The 19308-nt window shown below is 69.5% G+C and carries 14 protein-coding genes; 13 read left to right on the top strand and 1 reads right to left on the bottom strand.

Translation table 11 applies throughout. The features are described from left to right. Positions 1-3 precede the first annotated feature (3 nt). The 13 genes from ACS7SF_RS07100 (at position 4) to ACS7SF_RS07040 (ending at position 17695) form a co-directional block, all read left to right on the top strand. Positions 4-1179, top strand: a complete 1176-nt coding sequence (locus ACS7SF_RS07100; RefSeq protein WP_439892318.1) for an acyl-CoA dehydrogenase family protein — start codon at positions 4-6, stop codon at positions 1177-1179. After that, positions 1176-4019, top strand: coding sequence for an aminotransferase class III-fold pyridoxal phosphate-dependent enzyme (locus ACS7SF_RS07095; protein WP_439892317.1), 2844 nt, complete (start codon positions 1176-1178; stop codon positions 4017-4019). The genes ACS7SF_RS07100 and ACS7SF_RS07095 overlap by 4 nt, the downstream gene beginning before the upstream one ends. Next, positions 4016-5182 carry a hypothetical protein gene (locus ACS7SF_RS07090; RefSeq protein WP_439892316.1) on the top strand — a complete coding sequence of 389 codons (1167 nt, stop codon included), beginning with the start codon at positions 4016-4018 and terminating at the stop codon, positions 5180-5182. The genes ACS7SF_RS07095 and ACS7SF_RS07090 overlap by 4 nt, the downstream gene beginning before the upstream one ends. Before the next feature lie 11 nt (positions 5183-5193). Beyond that, complete coding sequence (locus ACS7SF_RS07085) at positions 5194-6045, top strand: outer membrane lipoprotein-sorting protein (RefSeq protein ID WP_439892315.1); 852 nt, start codon at positions 5194-5196, stop codon at positions 6043-6045. A gap of 9 nt (positions 6046-6054) precedes the next feature. Beyond that, positions 6055-7488 (top strand): ABC transporter permease, encoded by a 1434-nt coding sequence (locus tag ACS7SF_RS07080; protein WP_439892314.1) that lies wholly within the window; start codon positions 6055-6057, stop codon positions 7486-7488. Next, entirely contained in the window at positions 7485-8777 is a 1293-nt protein-coding gene (locus tag ACS7SF_RS07075; protein WP_439892313.1) for an ABC transporter permease, read from the top strand. The genes ACS7SF_RS07080 and ACS7SF_RS07075 overlap by 4 nt, the downstream gene beginning before the upstream one ends. Beyond that, a complete protein-coding gene (locus ACS7SF_RS07070) occupies positions 8770-9516 on the top strand; it encodes an ABC transporter ATP-binding protein (protein WP_439892312.1) in 747 nt (248 codons plus the stop codon). The genes ACS7SF_RS07075 and ACS7SF_RS07070 overlap by 8 nt, the downstream gene beginning before the upstream one ends. Positions 9517-9784: 268 nt before the next feature. After that, positions 9785-10810, top strand: coding sequence for a hypothetical protein (locus ACS7SF_RS07065; protein WP_439892311.1), 1026 nt, complete (start codon positions 9785-9787; stop codon positions 10808-10810). Positions 10811-10875: 65 nt separating this feature from the next. Continuing rightward, on the top strand, positions 10876-11901 hold the full coding sequence (locus tag ACS7SF_RS07060) for a class I SAM-dependent methyltransferase (RefSeq protein ID WP_439892310.1): 1026 nt from the start codon (positions 10876-10878) through the stop codon (positions 11899-11901). 57 nt (positions 11902-11958) lie between these two features. Next, positions 11959-14799 carry a PEP/pyruvate-binding domain-containing protein gene (locus ACS7SF_RS07055; RefSeq protein WP_439892309.1) on the top strand — a complete coding sequence of 947 codons (2841 nt, stop codon included), beginning with the start codon at positions 11959-11961 and terminating at the stop codon, positions 14797-14799. A gap of 9 nt (positions 14800-14808) precedes the next feature. Further along, positions 14809-15123 (top strand): hypothetical protein, encoded by a 315-nt coding sequence (locus tag ACS7SF_RS07050; protein WP_439892308.1) that lies wholly within the window; start codon positions 14809-14811, stop codon positions 15121-15123. Positions 15124-15154: 31 nt separating this feature from the next. Then, positions 15155-15865 carry a 4'-phosphopantetheinyl transferase family protein gene (locus ACS7SF_RS07045; RefSeq protein WP_439892307.1) on the top strand — a complete coding sequence of 237 codons (711 nt, stop codon included), beginning with the start codon at positions 15155-15157 and terminating at the stop codon, positions 15863-15865. Between the two features lie 57 nt (positions 15866-15922). Beyond that, a complete protein-coding gene (locus ACS7SF_RS07040) occupies positions 15923-17695 on the top strand; it encodes an acyl-CoA dehydrogenase family protein (RefSeq protein ID WP_439892306.1) in 1773 nt (590 codons plus the stop codon). 2 nt (positions 17696-17697) lie between these two features. Here ACS7SF_RS07040 and ACS7SF_RS07035 read toward each other — a convergent pair whose 3' ends face one another. Further along, positions 17698-18381, bottom strand: a complete 684-nt coding sequence (locus ACS7SF_RS07035; protein ID WP_439892305.1) for an autoinducer binding domain-containing protein — start codon at positions 18379-18381, stop codon at positions 17698-17700. Positions 18382-19308: the final 927 nt, after the last annotated feature.

Raw genomic sequence — 19308 nt, 5'->3', positions numbered from 1 at the left:
TCCATGGACTTTTCCACCAGTGCCCGACACCGGGACATCGCCGTGCGCATGGCTGCCCTTGGGCGCGACCTGCACGATTCCGGACTCGCCGCGCGCGACCGCGAGGGCCGCTTCTGCGCTGAGCGCTGGAAGATCCTGGCGGCGCAGCGCGTGCATGCGCTGACGGTACCGATCGCCCAGGGCGGCGCGGGTTACGGCGCGCTCGATCTCGTCTACGCGCTCGAGGCGCTCTCCGAGCATTGCGAGGACACGGGGCTGCTGTTCGCGCTCGCCGCGCACCTGTGCGCATGCGTGCATCCGCTGGTGGCGTTCGGCGACGCCGCGCTGCACGAGCGCTGGCTGGCGGCCATCGTGGAAGAAGGCCGGATCGGCGCGCACGCAATCACCGAGGCGCAGGCCGGCTCCGATATCAGCGCGATGCAATGCACGGCCACGCGCGAAGGCGACGGCTACCGGCTGCACGGCGAGAAGCGCTACATCACCAACGCGCCCGTGTGCGACTTCATTGTCGTGCACACGCGCACCGGCAACAGCGGCGGCTTTCTCGACTACAGCGCGTTCGTGCTCGACAGCCGCAGCGTCGGCGTGCAGATCAGCGCCAAGCCACACGAGAAGGTCGGCCTGCGCACCACGGCGATGGGCGACATCCGCTTCGACGGCACGTGGGTGGACGCCTCGCAGCGGATCGGCGCGGAAGGTTCGGGCGGCCCGATCTTCCAGGCCAGCATGGAATGGGAGCGCAGCTGCCTGTTCGCGATCTATCTCGGCGCGATGCGGCGGCAGCTGCGCCGCACGTGGCAGCACGCGCGTACGCGTGTGCAGTTCGGCCAACCGCTCCTTGCCAACCAGGCGCTCGCGCACCGGATCGCGGACATGCACGTGCGGCTAGAAAGCGCGCGTCTCGCGTGCCTGCACGCGGCATGGAAGCTGGACGAGAAACTGCCCGCGCAGGATACGGCGGCCATTGCGAAGCTGCTGGTGTCCGAAGCGAGCGTGCAGAACGGCCTGGACGCCCTGCATATCCATGGTGCGAGCGGCGTGATCGAAGGCGACATCGAGCGGCAGTTGCGCAACGCGCTGCCGTCGACGCTGTTCTCGGGCGGCAACGAGGTGCTCAAGGATCAACTGCTGCGGCAGCTCGGCCGCGTATTCCAATCTTCGGCAGGACAAGCATCATGAAGACGCAAGCCAGCGTGGGACAAGCCGGGCTCGGCAAGGAAGACCTGCTCACCGCCGCAGGCGTGTACGTGGAGTACACGCGCGCCGAGGGCGACTACCTCTACATGCGCGACGAGGACGGCGAGGAAGTGCCGGTGCTCGACATGGTGGGCGGGTTCGGCGCATCGCTGCTCGGCCACTATCACCCTGAGATCACGGCCGTGCAGCAGGACTGCATCGCGCACCGGCGGCCGTTCCTCGCGCAGGGCTCGTGCCGAAAGCGCTCGCTCGACCTCAAGGAAGCGCTGGCCGATTACCTGCACCGGCATACCGGCACGGACTACAGCGTCGCGCTCTATAGCACGGGCACCGAGGCCGTGGAGGCCGCGCTCAAGCACGCGCGCTACGCGTTTGGGCAGCGCGTGGGCGCACTCGCCGATGCGTGCAACGCCAATGTGCGCGAACTGCTGACGCGGCTCGAGCGCGGCGAGGTGCGCATCGACGAGGCGTTCCTGCATGATTGCGAGCGCCTGCTTGGCCAGGAGCCGCTGGAAGGACTCGACGATCTGCTGGGCGCCGTGGCGGCCGCCAACCAGCAGGCGTTCAACGCGCAGCCCGTGATCGCGGCCTTTCCGCGCGCGTTCCACGGCAAGACCCTGGGCTCGCTCGCGCATACCTGGAACCGCGACGCACGCCTGCCGTTCATCCGCAATCACGGCGCGGCGGTCTTCATCGAGTCGCCGCAGGACTTTTTGGAGGAGGTGGAGCGCCGCAGCGTCGCGTACTTCCGCTTCGAATTTGCGCCGTTGCGGCTGGTCCGCTGCACGACGCCGACGCTCGCGGCCGTGATCTACGAACCGTTGCGCGGCGAGGGCGGCGTGCTCGAACTCGAGGCCGCGGACAAGACGCTGCTGCGCGAGCTGCGCGCGCGTCATCCGCAGGTGGCGCTGATCGCCGACGAGATCCAGTGCGGGCTCGGCCGGACCGGCAATGCGGTGGAGAGCCTCGCTTGCGAGCTGCCGGCCGACTACCTGACGTTTGCCAAGTCGCTCGGCGGCGGGCTGGCCAAGATCTCGGCGCTCGCTGTGCGCAAGGATCTTTACTACGCCGAATTCAGCATGCTGCACAGCTCGACCTTCGCCGAGGACGATATGTCTTCGATGATCGCGAAGCGTAGCCTGGAAGTCATCGAGCGCGACAACCTGGCCGGCCGCAGCGCGCAGCTCGGCCAGACGCTGCTCGGCGAGCTGCGCGCGCTGCAACAGCGCTGGCCGCGCGTGATCGCCGACGTGCGCGGCCGCGGCTGCATGCTGGGGATCGAACTGCAGGACTATGCCGATCACCCGTCGGCCGTGCTCTCGAGCCTCGCGCAGCAGCAGATGCTCGGCATGCTCGCCGCGGGCTACCTGCTGCATCGCCATCGCGTGCGTGTGCTGCCGTCGCTGGGGCGCCGCCGCGTGCTGAGGCTACAGCCGTCGGCGTATCTCGGTAGCGCCGAGGTCGGGCGCGTTTGCGAGGCGCTCGACCAGCTGTGCGCGGTGCTCGACGCGGGCGATGCCGCCACGTTGCTGCGCCACTTGTCGGGGCCCGGCGAGACCGAAGCCGAGGCCGACGGCGATGCACCAGCCGCATGGGCGGACGCTGCCGCCTCGCAAGCCGATGCCGCGCCCGCCGCGAACGCCTGCGAGCGGGTCGGCTTCATCGCGCACCTGATCGATACGGAAAGCATGCGCGCGTGGGACCCCGCCGTGGCGGCGCTCTCCGACGACCAGCTCGGCGAGCTGCGCGGACACATGCAGCGCGCGCTCGAGCCGCAGCGCGTGGCCCGCCGCCGCGTGCGCTCGGCGCTCGGACACGAGGTGGAACTGCTGCTCTACGCGATCCTGATGGATGCCGAAGCCATCGAGCTCGACATGCGCTTCAACAAGTCCGGGCAGATCCGCGCGCAGGTCCATCACGCGTACCGGCAGGCGCGCGAGGACGGTTGCAGCCTCGTGGGATTCGGCGGCTATACGTCGATCGTCACGGCCAACTGCACGGACTTCGACCACGACCACCCGGCGGTGACCACGGGCAACGCGCTGACCGTGGCCACGAGCATGTCCGCGCTGCGCGACGCCGCGCGCGCGTCGAACATCCGGCTCGCATCCGCGCATGTGGCCGTGGTCGGCGCGGCCGGCAACATCGGGCAGACGCACGCGGCCTTGCTCGCGCGCGAGTGCGGCAGCTTGCTGCTGCTTGGCCGCCCGGGCTCGCTCGGACGGCTGCGCGCTGCCGCCACGGCGGTGGCCGCCGAATTGCGCGACGCGCTGCGCAGCCCGTGGGGCGCGGTGGATGCCGCGGACCACCAGGCCGGCGAAGGCGAGCTGATGGCCAGCGTGCGGCGCGCTTGGGACGGCGAGTCGCCGCCCGACGCCGAGTCGCTCGCGGCATGGTTGCTGGGCGAAGGACTGATCCGCCTCGGCGAGGCCGTGGAGCAGTGCCGGCTGGCGGACATCGTGGTGAGCGCGTCGAACAGCGCGCAGGCGGTGCTCAATGCCGCGTGCTTCGCCACCGACCGACCGGTGCTTGTCTGCGACGTGGCGGTGCCCGGTGATGTCGACGCCGCGTCGCTCGCCGTGCATGAGAACGTGCGCGTGATCCGCGGCGGTGTTGTCAACCTGCCGATGGCGCCGGACTTCGGCCTGCCCGGCATGCAGCTCGCGCCGGGCAAGGTCTATGCGTGTGCCGGCGAGACGCTGCTGCTGGGGCTCGCAGGCGTGCGGCGCGACTTCAGCAAGGCGGCCATCACGACCGCACAGGTGCGCGAGATCGGCGCACTCGCGCGCCTGCATGGCTTCGAGCTGGTGCAGAAACAATGAGCGACGCGCAGGCGCATACGCCGCATACGCGCACACCGCCCCCGCGGACATCGCTGGCCGATCTGCTGGCGCTCGCCGCGCTGGCGCCGTCGTCGCACAACTGCCAGCCATGGCATGTGAGCCTGCTGGATGCCGAAGGGCGTCCAGCGAGCGGGTCCGACACGCCGATCCGGCTCGTGATCAGCATCGACCGGCGCCGTGCGCTGGACGCGCTGCCCGCGCTGCGCACGGAGATGTCGATCAGCGCCGGCGGCTTTGCGGTGATCCTGCTGAACCTGTTGCGCCTCGCCGGCTGGCAGGCGGAGGCGGCGCTGTTGCCCGCGCCTTGCGATGTGCCGGACGGCAGCCTCTCGCCGCTCGTCCGCATCGAGTTGGGCGGCTTCCACCCCGGGCGGGTATCGCCGCTGCTGGCACGGCTCGCCGCGGCTCTGCGTCACCGCCACACCGATCGGGGGGAATACGGCGGCACGTTCGATCTCTACGCGCTCGCACGCACCAACCTGCTGCCGTACAGCCTCGGGGGCGCGGCGGACGGCCTGCGCTGGCGCGTGGTGCAACCGGGCGAACGCTACGAGCGCCTGTGCGCGTTCTACCGGCGTCACGCGGCGCGCGACTTCGTGCATCGGGCCGCGTGGCGCGAGACGTACCGCCACCTCGTGTTCAGCGATGCGCAGTCGGTGCCGGACGGAATCGGCATCAACATCCAGAGCCTGTTTGGCCCGATGCCCGCGTGGCGCCGCCAGCTGCATCGCGTGCTGCTGCATCCGGCGCTGCTCGCGGCGTTCGGTCCCGTGGGTGCGTCGGCGCGCATCGGCGTGCATCTCGAACGCCTGATTCGCGGCAGTCCGGCCGTGGTGGTGCTGAGCGCGGCGGAGAGTTGCCCGCTCGCGAGCCGCGACGTGCTCGCGGGGGAGGCCATCGTTCGCCTGTGGCTCGCCGCTGCCGCGCAAGGACTCAGCCTGCATCCGCTCTCGGTCGCGCTGCAGCACCCGGACCTGCGCGCAACGCTCGGCCGGTTGCTCGGCTGCGAGGAGCCGTTGCTGTTCATCGCCCGCGTGGGCGCGCCGCTGCAGGCGAGCGGCCCGAGCCGCCGCTACCGGCGCGAGCCCGCACTGTTCTGTTCGCCGCCGCCGGCAGCGGACGCCCCTGTTTTTACGCAATGACCCGAATGCCCATGCCTCACACATCGATCCTGACCCTCGGCCTTGTCGCCGTGTGCCTCGCGTGCGCTGCGCCCGTCGTGGCCTCCGCCGCTCAGCCACCTTCGTCCTCGCAGGCAGCGGCGCCCGCGCGCGTCCAGCCTGATGCGCAGATGCTTGCACAGTGGATCCACGGCGCCGAGCACATCCTGCGCGGCCAGACCTCGGCCGCCGTCATGAGCATGAAGATCAAGAAGACGAGCTTCGAGCGCGAGTACGACCTGATGGTGATGACGGACGACCGCAACCCCGCCTCGAAGGTGCTGCTGCGCATGCTGGGCCCCGCGCTGTGGCGCGACAACGCCACGCTCAAGGTCGGCGACAAGATCAGCTTCTACGATCCGCGCACGAACCGCATCACGGTGATGGGCAATTCGATGCTCGGCGACAACTGGATGGGCAGCCACTTCACCAACGACGACCTCATGCGAGAGACCGATCTCTCGCGCCACTACAGCTATGTGCTGGTTGCCGGCGCGGCGGGGAAGGACGCCGCGGGTCAGCCCGTGGATGACTACACGATCTCGCTCTCGCCGCTGCCGACGGCGCCGGTCTCGTGGGGCAAGGTGATCTACCGGCTCTATGTGGGCGGTGATGGCCAAGCCTATCCGCAGCGCGTGGAGTACTTCCGGCGCGCGGGCGACGACAAGCCCGTGCGCGCGCTCGTCTACGAGGAGGTGCGCGTGATGGACGGCAAGGCCGTGCCGACGCGCCTGACCATGAACGTGCTCGACCAGCCCGGCGAGTACACCCGCATCGACTACAAGCGCATTCGCTTCGGCCTCGACCTCAAGGCCGACGAGTTCACCGAGCGCGCGTTCCGCTGAAGACGCCCGATGACGAGCTCTACTCTCAAGATGGCGTGGCGGAACCTGCGCCGCAACCGCAAGCGCAGCATCGTCGCCGGTGCCGGCATCGCGCTGGCCATGTCGCTGTGCATGGCCACGCTCGGCATCATGGACGGCCTGAGCCTGGACCTGATCCGTGGCACCGTCGACGGCGAGGTTGGCCATATCCAGGTCCATCATCCTGACTACCTTGCCACGCGCCAGGTGCTCAAGACGGTACCGGCGGGCGCCGATGATCTCGCGCGGCTGCGCGAGCCGCCGCAGGTCGAGCAGGCCACCCGGCGGCTGTACGCGTGGGGCTACCTAAGCAATGGCCAGCGCTCGAGCGGCGTGCAGCTGATGGGCATCGACCCCGCCACCGAGCGCGTGGTCACCACGATCCACCGTACGCTCGAGCGCGGCGCGTTCGTGCCCGAGCAGCCCACGCCGTGGAAAACCGCGAAGCCGCTGTCGGTCGCGCAGGCCGAGCAGGACCGGCGCCTGACCGAGGCCGCGGTGGATGACGCGTTCGCGCGCCTGGAGCATGGCTCGCGTCGGGCCACGGACCCCCATGCCGCGCGCCGCGCGAACGCGTCGGCCGCGATTGCCGAACAGCTGGCGCCGCGCCCCGAGCGGCCGCCCGGCGTGGTGCTCGGCAGCAAGCTCGCGAGCAACCTCGGCGCGGAGCCCGGCGATCGTGTGAGCCTGCTCTACGAGAACACGCTTGGTGCGCAGTTGACGCTCGATCTCGAAGTCGCCGGCATCTCGCGATCGGGACTCGACGCCACAGACCGCTCGCGCGTGCTGATGCAGGCGGACGATCTGCAGAAGATGCTGCTGCTCGAAGCGCAGGCGCACGAAATTGCGATCCGCGTGCGTGATCCGCGGGATGCGGTCGACGTGGCCGCCACGCTCGGCCGCGCGCTGTCGGCGCCGGGCGGTGCGCCGCAGCTCGTGCAGGCGTGGTCGCAGTTGCGGCCGGACATCATGGCGCTGATCGCATCCAACCGGGCGCTGATGGGCACGCTCGTGTTCATCGTGTTCCTCGTTGCCGGCATCGGCGTGCTCAACACCATGCTCGTCGGCGTGCTCGAGCGCCAGCACGAAATCAGCCTGCTCAAGGCGCTCGGCCAGGCGCCGCGCCACATCATGGGCCTCGTGATGCTGGAGACCTTCTGGCTCACGGCCCTTGCGTGCCTGGTCGGGCTTGGGCTCGGCTACGTCGCGCAGGGATGGCTGCATACGCACGGCCTGGACGTGTCGGCGTTCGGCGAGTTCTCGATGTCGGGCGTGAGCGTGGCGCCGGTGCTGCGCGCGAGCCTGTCGCCGGAGAGCGCGCTGATCCCGCTCGTGTGCCTGTTCTTCATCAATTTGCTGGCGGCGCTGGTACCGGCCGCGGTGGCCACGCGCATTCCCGCCGCGCAAGGATTGTCCGTCAAATGACCATGGAACACAGACTCGCGCTGCGCAACCTGCTGCGCAACCGTCGCCGCAGCGTGCTGACGGCCCTGATCGTCGTCGCCACTGTCGCGTTGATGACGATTTTCCAGGGGCTCTCGGAAGGCGGGCACAAGGCGATGATCGACGTTGGCGTGCGCATGGGCCTCGGCCATCTGCTCGTGTCCGAGCGCGGCTATGCCGACAACCCGGGGCTGGACCGGCTCGTCGCGAATGGCGAGGACCTCGCCGCACGCCTGCGTGCGACGCTGCCACAGGCGAGCCACGTGGTGCCGCGCCTGCGCCTGAACGCGATGGTGCAGTCGGGCGGCAATACGGTGGCCGTCACCGCGTCCGGCGTGGTGCCCGGGCTCGAGACGCAGGTGTCGGGCATCGCCGACCACAAGGCCATCGTGCAGGGCGCGCCGCTGGACGCGAGCGCGGCGCACACGCCCGCCGGCCAGCTGCCGCCTGTCGTGATCGGCTCGCGCCTGGCTCGCGCGCTCGGCGTGGGGCTCGACGACCGCGTGACGCTGACGGTCAAGCCCGCCACGGGCCAGGACTTCGCGCGCGCGGCGTTCCGCGTGGCCGGGATCTTCCACACGGGCATGGTCGAGCTCGATGCGTTCTGGGTTGAGCTGCCGCTTGCGGAGGCGCAGCGTCTCGCGCGCGCGGGCGACGGGGTCAGCGAGATCGCGCTCTACCTGCACGATCAGTCGGGGCTTGACGCGGCGCTCGATTCGACCGCCGCCGCGCTGCGCACGCTGCTGCCCGTCGAAGCGAAGGGACAGGCGCTGCAGGTGCGCCGCTGGAACGAGGCGGCGCCGGAGCTGTACTCGGCCGTGATGCTGGACGCCGCCGGCATGTACCTGCTGATGGTGATCGTCATGATCGTCGTCGCGGCCGGCATCCTCAACACGATCGTGATGTCCGTGATGAAGCGCGCGCGCGAGTTCAGCGTGATGCTCGCGCTCGGGGCGAGTCCGTTGCTCGTCACGCGCGTGGTGCTGCGCGAGGCGCTGTATCTGGCGGCGCTCAGCGTCGTGCTCGGGCTCGCACTCGGTTATGCCGCGCATCTGCATTTCGCTACCGAGGGCCTGAACTTCCGCGAGATCTTCGGCACGAGCCTCGAAGCGGGCGGCGTGCTGCTGCCTGATCGCTTCTATTCGTACCTGCAGCCGAAAAAGCTGTTCGCCGGCGCGGGCTTCGTGTTTCTGCTGACCGTCGTCGTCACGGTCTACCCGGCTTACCGTGCCGGGCGGCTTTCTCCACTTCAATCGAGTCAACATGGCTGAGCAAGACGCCTTCGCGCCCATCGTGCAGCTTCGCGGCATCGGCAAGGTCTTTCGCCGCAAGCAACAGTCGGTCAGTGCGCTTTCCGACATCAACCTAGACATTCGCCATGGCGACTTCGCCGTGATCGCGGGGCCGTCCGGCTCCGGCAAGACGACGCTGCTGAACATCATCGGCCTGCTCGACACCGCCACGGCCGGCGAACTGACGTTCAACCAGCGGCCGTTGTCGCAGGCGTCGATGACCGAGCTCGCGCGCATCCGGCGCGACGAGATCGGCTTCGTGTTCCAGGCGTACAACCTGATGCCCGTACTGACCGCGGCCGAGAACACCGAGATGGTCATGGAGTTCCAGGGCCGCCCGCCCGCCGAGCGCCGCCGTGTGTCGCGCGAGGTGCTGGGGCAGCTTGGCCTGGGCGAGCTCGCGGACCGCTTTCCCGACCAGCTGAGCGGCGGCCAGCAGCAGCGCGTGGCAGTTGCGCGCGCGATCGCCAGCCGCCCGCGGCTCGTGATCGCCGATGAGCCCACGGCCAACCTCGATTCGAAATCGGCCAAGAACCTGATGGACCTGATGGTGCGGCTGAACGAAGAGGAGGGCGTCACGTTCGTGTTCAGCTCGCACGATCCGCAGGTCATCGAGCGGGGCCGGCGCGTGATCTCACTGCGCGACGGCAAGATCGTCACCGATACACAGCCCCTGCAGACCCCACAGACCATGCAGCGGATCGATGCGCTGGCCTAGCATCCTGGGCCGGCTCGCGCGCGGTGGCGTGGTGATGCTGCCGCTCATGCTCGGCGGCATAGGCCCCGCCGCCGCGCAACAGGATGCGGCGGTGCTCGACGCGCTCGGGCTTTCCGGCAACGGCGGGCCAGAGGGTGCCGACGTGGGCCGCCCAGAGGGTGCCGGTGCGGCCCGCCCGGCCCGGCCCGAGATCGACTGGGGCGGCGTGTTCCAGTACCGCGCGGTCGCCAGCCGGCCGGGCGACGAGGACCGCGCCGGCTACGCGAGCATGGCGACGCTGCGTCTCACGTCGGAGGCCACCTACGGCGCGCTGCGCGGGGTCGCGCACGTGAACGTGGAAGACTGGCGCACCTCGCGGCCATGGCTCATGCAGTCGCTCGTGGAGAACCAGGGCCAGGCCGACCGTATCCGCAGCCTCACGCTGCGCGAGCGCGACGGTAAGTCGCTGCAGTCGATGGGCATGGACTGGCTGTATGCGCAGGCGAGCTTCTCGCGCGCGCGCGTGACGGTCGGGCGCCAGCCGGTGAGCCTCACGCTCTCGCGGCTGTGGTCGCCGGCCGATACCTACGCGCCATTTCTTCCCGGCGATGTGGAGCGTCTCTACAAGGCCGGCGTGGACGCGGCGCGGCTCGACTATTACGTGACCGACCGCGTGAGCACGCAGAGCATCGTGAGCGCAAGCCAGGACGGCGGCGGCGCCACGCGCGCGAAGTGGCTGCAGCGGATCGAGTATGGCGGCGAGACGAGCAAGTCGTTCTTCTCTGTCGGCCAGCGCCGCAACTGCGATCTCGCGGCGGCGGGTGCGCTCGTCACGGGCGTGGCCGACGTGGACTGGTATGGCGAGGGGCTGGCGTTCCGCGGCCGCGACAGCCGCGCGGACAGCTGCTCGGGCGGCGGAGAGGACAACGTGCGCGGCGGCTGGGGCCACCGCGTGGTGCTCGGGGCCAGCCGAAAACTCGCGCCCAACACGATCGGCACGCTTGAGTACCTTCACCAGACGCCGGTCAGCCGCCAGGCCGACCTGCCGTGGCTGGGCTCGGGCAGGCAATACCTCGGGGCCTCGATCTCTTACGAGGCGCATCCGCTCGTGCACGTGGACGGCCTGTGGTTCACAAACCTGACCGACCACGGCCAGCAGCTCACGCTGGCGATGCGCTACACGCCGCAGCGCAACGTTGTGCTGCGCGCGAGCGTGGCCGGCCCGCTTACGGGCACCGGGCGGCGCAACGGCGTCGCGAGCGAGTACTGGCGCCAGGGGCGCATCGCGCAGCTCGGTCTCGACTGGTACTTCTGATTGTTCCGCCTGACTCGCACGCCGATGCCCTCGGCTGACCCCACTCATCGACAGACAACGACACCATGAACCTGGCCACGCTGCGCAAGCTGATCTTCGAAAAAAACCTGCCCGCCATGCTGCGCCTGGGCGGACAGGCCAATCATCTCTATCGCAGTGCGTTTGCCACGTCGGCAGGCGCGAACGGCGTGCTCGCGCTGCTGGCGCGCGAGCCGAGCGGCGTCGAGGCCATCGCGCGCCACATGGCGCTCGGTCCAGGCCAGTTGCCGGCCGTGGAAGCGTGGCTGGAGTGCGGCGTCAAGGCGGGCGAGATCGCGCGTCGCGACGGCCGCTACCGGCTCCGCGGACGCTTGTCGCGGATGCTCGCGCACAGCGGCAACGCCACGCTCGGCGCGCTGTTCGAGGAGGTGAGCCGCTATCACTACGACGCGATCCTGCAGGCGCCGCAGCGGCTGCGCGAGTCGCGCCCCTATACGCTGGCCGACCAGGACGGCGACCTGATCGCGCGTGCCTCGCGCATCCTCGAGCCGCTCGTCGAGGAGGCGATCGACTGGGCGTTCGAGACGATGCCTGCCACGGACGCCTCGGTACTCGAGATCGGCTGCGGCGCGGGCCACTACGTCGGCTACATGCTGTCGCGGCAACCCGCGCTGCACGTGGTCGCGCTCGACTACCAGGCCGAGGTCGCCGACGCGGCCCGGCGCAACCTCACTGCGAACGGGTACCGTGGCGCGGATTTGCGCATCGAACACGCGGACATCCTCGGCTTCGAGACGTCCGAGCGGTTCGACCTGATCACGCTGCACAACAACATCTACTACTTCAGCGGCCAGCGCCGCGCGGCGCTGCTGCGCAAGGTGCGGGCGCTGCTGCGGCCGCAGGGGCGCCTGCTGCTGACCACGAGCTGCCGCGGTGGCAGCGCCGCGATTGCCGCGCTGCATCTGTGGTGGGCGCTCTCCGAAACCGAGGACGGCCTGCCGCAGCGCGAGACGCTCACCCGGCTGCTGCGCGAACACGGCTTTGCCAACGTGCAGGACAGGCGCGTGCTGCCCGGCGAGAGCTATTACGCCTTTCTCGCGAGCGTTGCGTGACGCGCCGCGACACCCCCGCGACACCTTTTTGCCGAACCTTCTCCACCGGAGCGCCCCATGGATACGCTGACCCTCGAACCCTTGCCACGCCCTTGCAACGGCCCGGACGACCCGGTGCGCGAGGCGTTGCCCGCGCGTGATGTGCGTGATGCTGGTGGGGCGGGCGGTGCCGCTGTCGGCGGCATCTGGGCGCTCGGCTTCGACACGGCGCTGGCGCTTGGTGCGGACGCGTTGGGTGGAAAGGGATGGAGTCTGGCCCGTATGCACGCGGCGGGCCTGCCGGTGCCGGCCGGGTTCTGCATTCCCGCCGCCGCCTTCGGGCGTTTTCTTGCCCACAACGATCTCGATCTGGCGCAGGCATGGGCGCGCGGCGACGAAGCGGCGCTCGCCGATATCGCGCAGCGCATCCGCCGCGCCGCGTTTCCGCCGGGCGCGGCGGAACAGATCCTGCAGGCGCATGCCGCGCTGGGCGCCGCGCCGGTGGCCGTGCGCTCGTCGGCGCTCGGCGAGGATTCGGTGGCGCACTCGTTCGCGGGTCAGTACGCCACGTTCCTCTACGTGCGCGGCGCCGACAGCGTGCTGGACAGCGTGCGCGACTGCTGGGCGTCGCTGCTGAACGCCGGCGCACTGGCATACCGCCGCGAGCGCGGCGCGGCGGCGGCCGGCGAGGCGCTCGCGATGGCGGTCGTCGTGCAGACGATGGTGCCGGCCGAACGCGCGGGCGTCGCGTTTGCGCACGATCCGGTGAGCGGGCGCGACGATGCCTGGGTCGTTGAGGCCTGCTACGGGCTCGGCGAGGGACTGGTGTCGGGGCGCGTGAGCTCGGACCTCTACCGGATCGACGCCGCCGGGCTCGGCATCGTGGAGCGGGCGATCCGGCCCAAGCCATCGGCGGTGCAGTGGGATGCCGGCGCGGCGCGGGTGGTGGAGCAGGACGTACCGCCGGCGCTGCGCGAGGCACCGGTGCTGGACGCCACGCGCGCCCGCGCGGTCGGCTTGCTGCTGCAGCGCTGCAACGTGCTCTTCGGCGGCCCGCAGGACATCGAATGGGCGCAGCACGGCGACACCACGTGGCTGCTGCAAAGCCGGCCGATCACGAGCGTGGCGGAGCCGGCCACGCCGCATCAGGGCCGGCCCGCGCCTGATGTGGCGCAACGCGCGCTGTGGTCGCGCATGGATATCGGCGAGATCTTCACGGGGCGCATGACGCCGCTCGGCATCTCGTTCGCGCGTCACTACCAGTACAAGGTGCACCGGGCGTGCGGTACGGGCATCGGGCTGCTGGACCTGGGCGATCCTGACGAGTACATGGGTTACTACAAGGGCCACGTCTACCTCAACGTTGCCTACACGGCGTACCTGCTTTCGCAGACCCCGGCGGGGCTCGACCAGCGGCCGTTCCTGGCCCGCTTCGCGAGCGAGGACGTGGATCTCACCGGCTACCGCAATCCGTACGGGGACCGCCATCGCGGCTCGCGGCTGCGCTCGTGCGCGTACTGGGTCTGGAAAACGCTCGGCGAGCTGGCGGGGGCGAAGGCGCGCGCCGCGCGGATGGTCGCGTCGCGCTATCGCGAGTTCGATCGCGCGGCGGCGCAGGACCTCACGGCGATGGGCCTCGACCAGCTGCGCGAGGAACTGACGCACGCGCTCGACTACTTCCGCGCGATGCATATCGGCTACCTGCCGTTCTACATCAACGCGTTCGCCACGTATGGCCTGCTCGAGGAACTCTGTCACGCATGGCTGCCGGGCGTGGGCACGCATCTGCAGAATCGGCTCAAGGGCGATATGTCGAACCTGCGCACGATCCGCAGCGCGCAAGACATCTGGACGCTGCGCCAGTCGCTGGAGCGCTATCCGCGCGTCGAGGCGATGATCCGCGCGTTGCCGGCCGGCGAACTGCATGCGGCGCTGGGCCGGGGCGCCGAGGGCGCCATCTTCCTGCGCGCGGAGCTCGCGCCGTTCCTGCGCGAGAACGGCGTGCGCGCACGGCAAGAGATGGAGCTCTCCCACCCGCGCTGGATCGACGATCCGACCTACGTGTTCCAGATCCTCAAGATCTACCTCGAGCGCGGCAACACCGTCGAAGACCGCCTGACTGCCGCGACAGAGGCGGCCGCTGGCGGCGAGGACACCGAGGCATTGCTGCGTCGGTTACCGGTGTGGAAGCGCGCCGTGGTGCGCCGTGTGATCCGTCTCTATTGCGGCTGCAGCGAGCTGCGCGAGGAGACGCGCATGAGCATGATCACCTCGATCTGGCTTGTGCGCCGCGTGCTCGTCGAGCTGGCCCGCCGCCTTGGGGCGGAAGGCGTGCTGCACGACGCGCGCGAGTTCGCGTACCTCGATTTCGCCGACCTGTGCGCGTACGCAAACGGCGACGCGAGCGCGGCCGAGTGTTTCCCGCGCGCGCGCATCGATGCCGCACGCCGGCTGCACGAGGCGCGCGTGCGCGACGACGAACCGCCGCTCACGTTCTTCGGTCAGGCGAGTGCGCGGCCGCGTGGCGCGCAGGCAGACGGAGACGGCACCGTGCAAGGCGCGCTGGCTGGCCTCGGCACGTCGCGCGGGCGCGTGCGCGCGAAGGCGCGCGTGATCCACGACGTCGACGCGCAGGCGGGCGAATTGCAGAAGGGCGAGATCATCGTGACGCGCTTCACCGATGCCTCCTGGACACCGCTCTTTGCGCTGGCCGGCGGCATCGTCACGGACGTGGGCTCGATGCTCTCGCACAGCTCGATCGTCGCCCGCGAGTTCGGCCTGCCATGCGTGGTCAACACGGGCAACGCCACCGCGCGCATCCGCACGGGCGACTGGGTGTCGCTCGACGGCGAATCGGGCGCGGTCGAGATCGAGCCCGCCCGCGCGCAGTCCGATACGCAATCCGATCCCCGCCACTGAAACCACATCATGCCAATCCTGATCGACCGCATCCGCCTGCTGGACCCATCCCACCGCGAAGCATTCATCGCCTGGGTCAGGGACGTCGACTATGCCGCCTGCCGCGACCTGCCGAGCGTGCTGCGCTTTCACGTGTACGAGGCGGCCGAGGGGGCGGACTGCGACTTCTTCGAGATCGTCCACGTGAGCAGCCTGGCGGACTTCGAGCGCGACATGCAACTGCCGCTCTTTCGCAGCCTGCAGGCGCGCTTCGGACGCATGGCGACCGTCGCGAGCCAGCTCGCGGGCGTGCCGGTGCCGCCGGGCTTCGAGCGCAATGCCTGAGCCGCCGGCGAGCCTTGGCGCGGCGCCCGGCATGGCGCAGGGCAACGCGCTGTGCAGCTGGCGCATCGACCTCGAGGCGCTGGCGGCCGACTGCCCGGGCCAGGACTGCGAGCGCTGGCACGCGAGCGAGTGGCTCGACGCGGGCGAGCTCGCGCGGCTGCAGGGCTTTGCGCTGCGCAAGCGCCGTATCGAATGGCTCGGTGGACGTCTTGCCGCCAAGCACGCGCTGCGCCTGTTGCTCGCGCGCCTGACACCGCGCGCGGCGCCGCCCGCGTCCACGTGGACGATCGTCAACGACGAGGAAGGACGCCCCGAGTTCCACGGCCTGCCGCTCTATGTGTCGATCACCCACAGCCGGCGCCTGGCCATGGCGGCCGTCGGCGCGATGCCGGTCGGGGTCGACCTCGAGGGCTTCGAGGCGTTGCGCGCGCGCAGCCTCGAGGCGCTGTTGCGGCCCGCCGAGGTGCGCGTTGTCCAGCAGGCGCTGTCCGGTCCGCCGGAAGCGGCGCGCGCCTATCTCTGGTGCCTGAAGGAGGCGCTCTTCAAGGCGATGGGCGAGGGCAGCTTTGCGCGCTTTGCCGAGGCGCTGCACCTTGCGGGCTGGCAGGCGCCAGATCGTCCGCTGTGGCGCGCGGGGCCGGAGGGCGGCGCGCTGCCGGCGCGGGTGGCCGGCGCCAACCGCTGGCGCGCGCTGTGCGCGGCCGACGCCGGCACGGCCCACGTACTCGTCTTACCGGCATGAGCGGCCCCCAACCCTGCCTTTCGACAAAGGTGTTCCCCTGATGCAAGGAGAGTTTTGATGGACCCCAAGGCAATACAGTCCGGCGAGGCATTGGAGGCCGCGCTGGGCAGCCCGTTGCAGGCGCACGCGGCGATCCGCTTCGACAGCGCGCTCGCGCTCGACGAGCAAGAGGCGTTTCCGCAGCCGCATCTTGAGCGGCTGCACGCGCTGGGCTGCTTTGAGCAGCTGATTCCGGAGCCGTTCGGCGGTGCGCTGCGCGAGCTGGAAGAGGCGATGCTGATGTCGCGCCTCATCTCGCGGCGCGATCTCACCACGGCGATCGCGTTCGGGCAGGCGTTCCTCGGCAGCATTCCGGTCTGGCTCGCCGGCAGCGCCGCGCAGCAGCGCGACGCGGCGGCGTTGCTGAGAGAGGGCCGGCTAGCGTGCCTCGCGCTGACCGAGAAAGAGCACGGCAGCGATATTCTGTCCACGGGCTTTCGGCTTCGCGCACAGGGGCAGGGCTTCGTGGCCGACGGCACCAAATGGCTCATCAACAATGCCACGCGCGGCGCCTGCCTGACCGTGCTGTGCCGCGTCGAACGCGAGGACGGCGGCGCCGGGCTCGGCCTGCTGTGGTTGCGCCAGCCAGATGGCACGGACGGCGCGGATGGCACGAATGCGCCGGGGTGGCAGCCGCTCGACAAGATCCGCACGCTTGGCATCCGCGGCGCGGATATCAGCGGGCTGCGGCTGGAAGCGTATCCATGCGGCGCGGACGCGCTGCTGCCGTGCCCCGAAGGCGCGCTGCCGACCGTGCTCAAGACGCTGCAGATCTCGCGGGTGCTGTGCGCGGGCTTTTCGCTCGGCGCGGTCGATACGATGTTCCGCCTGACGTTCCGCTTCGCGCGCACGCGCGAGCTCTACGGCAAGCTTGCGATCGACATCCCGGCCGTGCGGGCGCGGCTCGCCCGCTGCTATGCGGGCATTCTCGTCGCCGACGTCGTGGCCCAGGTGGCCTGCCGTGCGATCACGGCTCGGCCCGCCGAGCTCAGTGTGCTGTCGGCCGTGGCGAAGTTCTACGTACCGAGCGAGACCGAGGCGATCGGCCGCGAACTGGCGCTCGTGCTCGGCGCACGCCACTACGTGCGCAGCGAATATCCGTGGGGCATGTTCCAGAAGCAGATGCGCGACAGCCAGGTCGTGAGCCTGTTCGACGGCAGCACGCAGGTCAACCTGAGCCTGATCGCCGGGCAACTGCGCGCGCTTTGCACGAAGCTGCGCGAGCGGCTGGCCGAAGGGCCCGGCGCGGGCTGGCTCGACAAGGCCGCCGTGCTGCTGTGGCGCGACGGCAGTTGCAAGGGCTGGCCGGCGCAGTCCGACCTTCGTCTTGGCGCCGGCGGAGAGGATTGCCTGCTGCCGGCGTTCTTCGCGATGCGCGAGGCCATGCGCAAAACCTCGCCCGGGATGCCGAGTGAGATGCCGCCGGCCGTGGCACAGGCACTGTCGGCGCTCGAGACAGCTGTGCGGACCTGGCTTGCCGACTGCGATGCCGCGATGGCGCAGTCTGCGCTTGCGCCCGACACCGTGACGGCCATGCAACTGGGCGAGCGCTACATCACGCTGCTGGCCTGCGCGTGCGCGGCGCTGGCATGGCATCTGCACAGCGGCGTGATTCCGGACTACCGGCTCGACGACGCCGTGCTGCTGGAGTATCTGGCCGGCAAGCTGCCCGAGGCGGGCATCGCGGTGAGCGACTCGCACCGGCAGGCGCTTGTCGAGGCTGCGGGCTCGCTCGTCAGCGGGCAGCGGCTGCTTTCAGTGACCGACGTGCGCCTGGCCGACTCGGCGTGAGTTCAGGAGTGCAGCAGACCGAGCATGGCCGCGCGCACGACCGCGCCGGTCTTGTTCGGCGCGTTGAGCTTGCGCACGGCGTTCTTCGTGTGGAAGTTCACGGTGTCCACGGACAGGTGCAGGATGTCGGCGATGTCGATCGATGTCTTGCCGTCCGCCGCCCAGCGCAGGACCTCGGTCTCGCGGCGGGACAGCTTTTCAGGGGGGGCGGCGGACGAGCCGGCGCCGAGCAGGCGCGAAAACACCATGTGGTTCACGCTGACGAGCGTGCGCATCCTGAGCTCCTGGCTTTCGAGCTCGCTCGCCGAGACCGGCCCGGCGCTGCGCGCGAGCGTGAGCATGCTGCCCATGCCGTCGGCGCCGAAGCAGGACTGGCACCAGCCCACGCGCAAGCCGGCCGACTGCGCCTCCTCCCAGAACTCGGGCGTGTTCGCGAACACGCTGTCGGACCACACCAGCGGCACCGTCGTGCGCCGTCCGTGCGCGACCGTGGGATCGATCTCGAGATAGTTGGCCTCCTGGTAGCGCGCCTGCCAGGCCGACGGGAAATTGCTGAGTATGGTGGTGCGCGGCCGCGACAGCGGCAACGGCATGCGCACACCGTATGCGCACAGGTCGAAGCCAAGCGCGTGCGCCGCACGCTCCACGCGCTGGAATGCCTCGCGCGCGCACAATAGCTTGTTCATGTCCGCAAGCAGATCTTCCTGCCACCTGGTTGTGTCCATATTGTCACCATTATGGTTTGCGCCCGCGCAAAATCCGGATCAAATACCTAGCGGTAAATGACGATCCGGCCGAACGCGCCTGGCAGGCAGGCGGCATCGCATGCGCAATTCGACGGCACGTCATTCACCGCTCGCGAATGGGCCGAGGGCGCAAGTGTGAGGACGAGGATCTGAAAAGCCCTGAGGACGACCGGGGAGCCCGTACTGGCGCCAGTTGCCTGGCATGCCGTGGGATAGGCCGGCGCGGTTTCACCCGCGGAAAACCGGTCGCGGCGCAAGTCTGGCATGGCTCGATTTTTAATTCCATTGAAAGTTTTTTAATTCGTTTTATTCCGCCAAAGGTCGGCGCCGGATTAATGGAATGAAGATCAATCCACCATTTGGATAGGTAACCGATTGCGCCGTGCAAAAATAGGGGTGCTAGACATAATGCTGTAAAAGTGATGATGGCCAAGGCAGCATATTGGGGTTTTCCATTATCAAATAATCGGCGGTCCGGCTTGGACGACCGTCGCTATCGCCTGTGTTGCCATCGGGGCATCGCGAAACGGCCTTCCTCTCGAGGCCGTTTTCTTTGGGCCGCACGCCGCCAAAAAGCGCTTGCCGATTCCAACCACACTTTGCTACTCTGCGCCCCGTCATAGCTACGGAGATGTTCTCCATGGACAGTTGTTCTAGTCGATCTTCGATCGCACATTGAACGGCTAGACAGTCTCGGCGCGTCGCTTTCGCGCCTCACCACTGCCTAGCCGCATTGCACGGCGGGTAGTGGCACTTGCGTGGGTTCTCCGCGCAAGTCGCTTCCCTCAATTCGATTGCTTTACCGACACGGCCATGTGGCTGCGTGCGCCTTTGCGTGCGTGGTTTCCTGGGAGGGCTGTGGTCGGC

Source organism: Ralstonia sp. 25C (assembly GCF_051904805.1).
Lineage (GTDB): Bacteria > Pseudomonadota > Gammaproteobacteria > Burkholderiales > Burkholderiaceae > Ralstonia.
The sequence above is the reverse complement of the archived record's forward strand: the minus strand, read 5'-3'. Positions and strand labels throughout refer to the sequence as shown.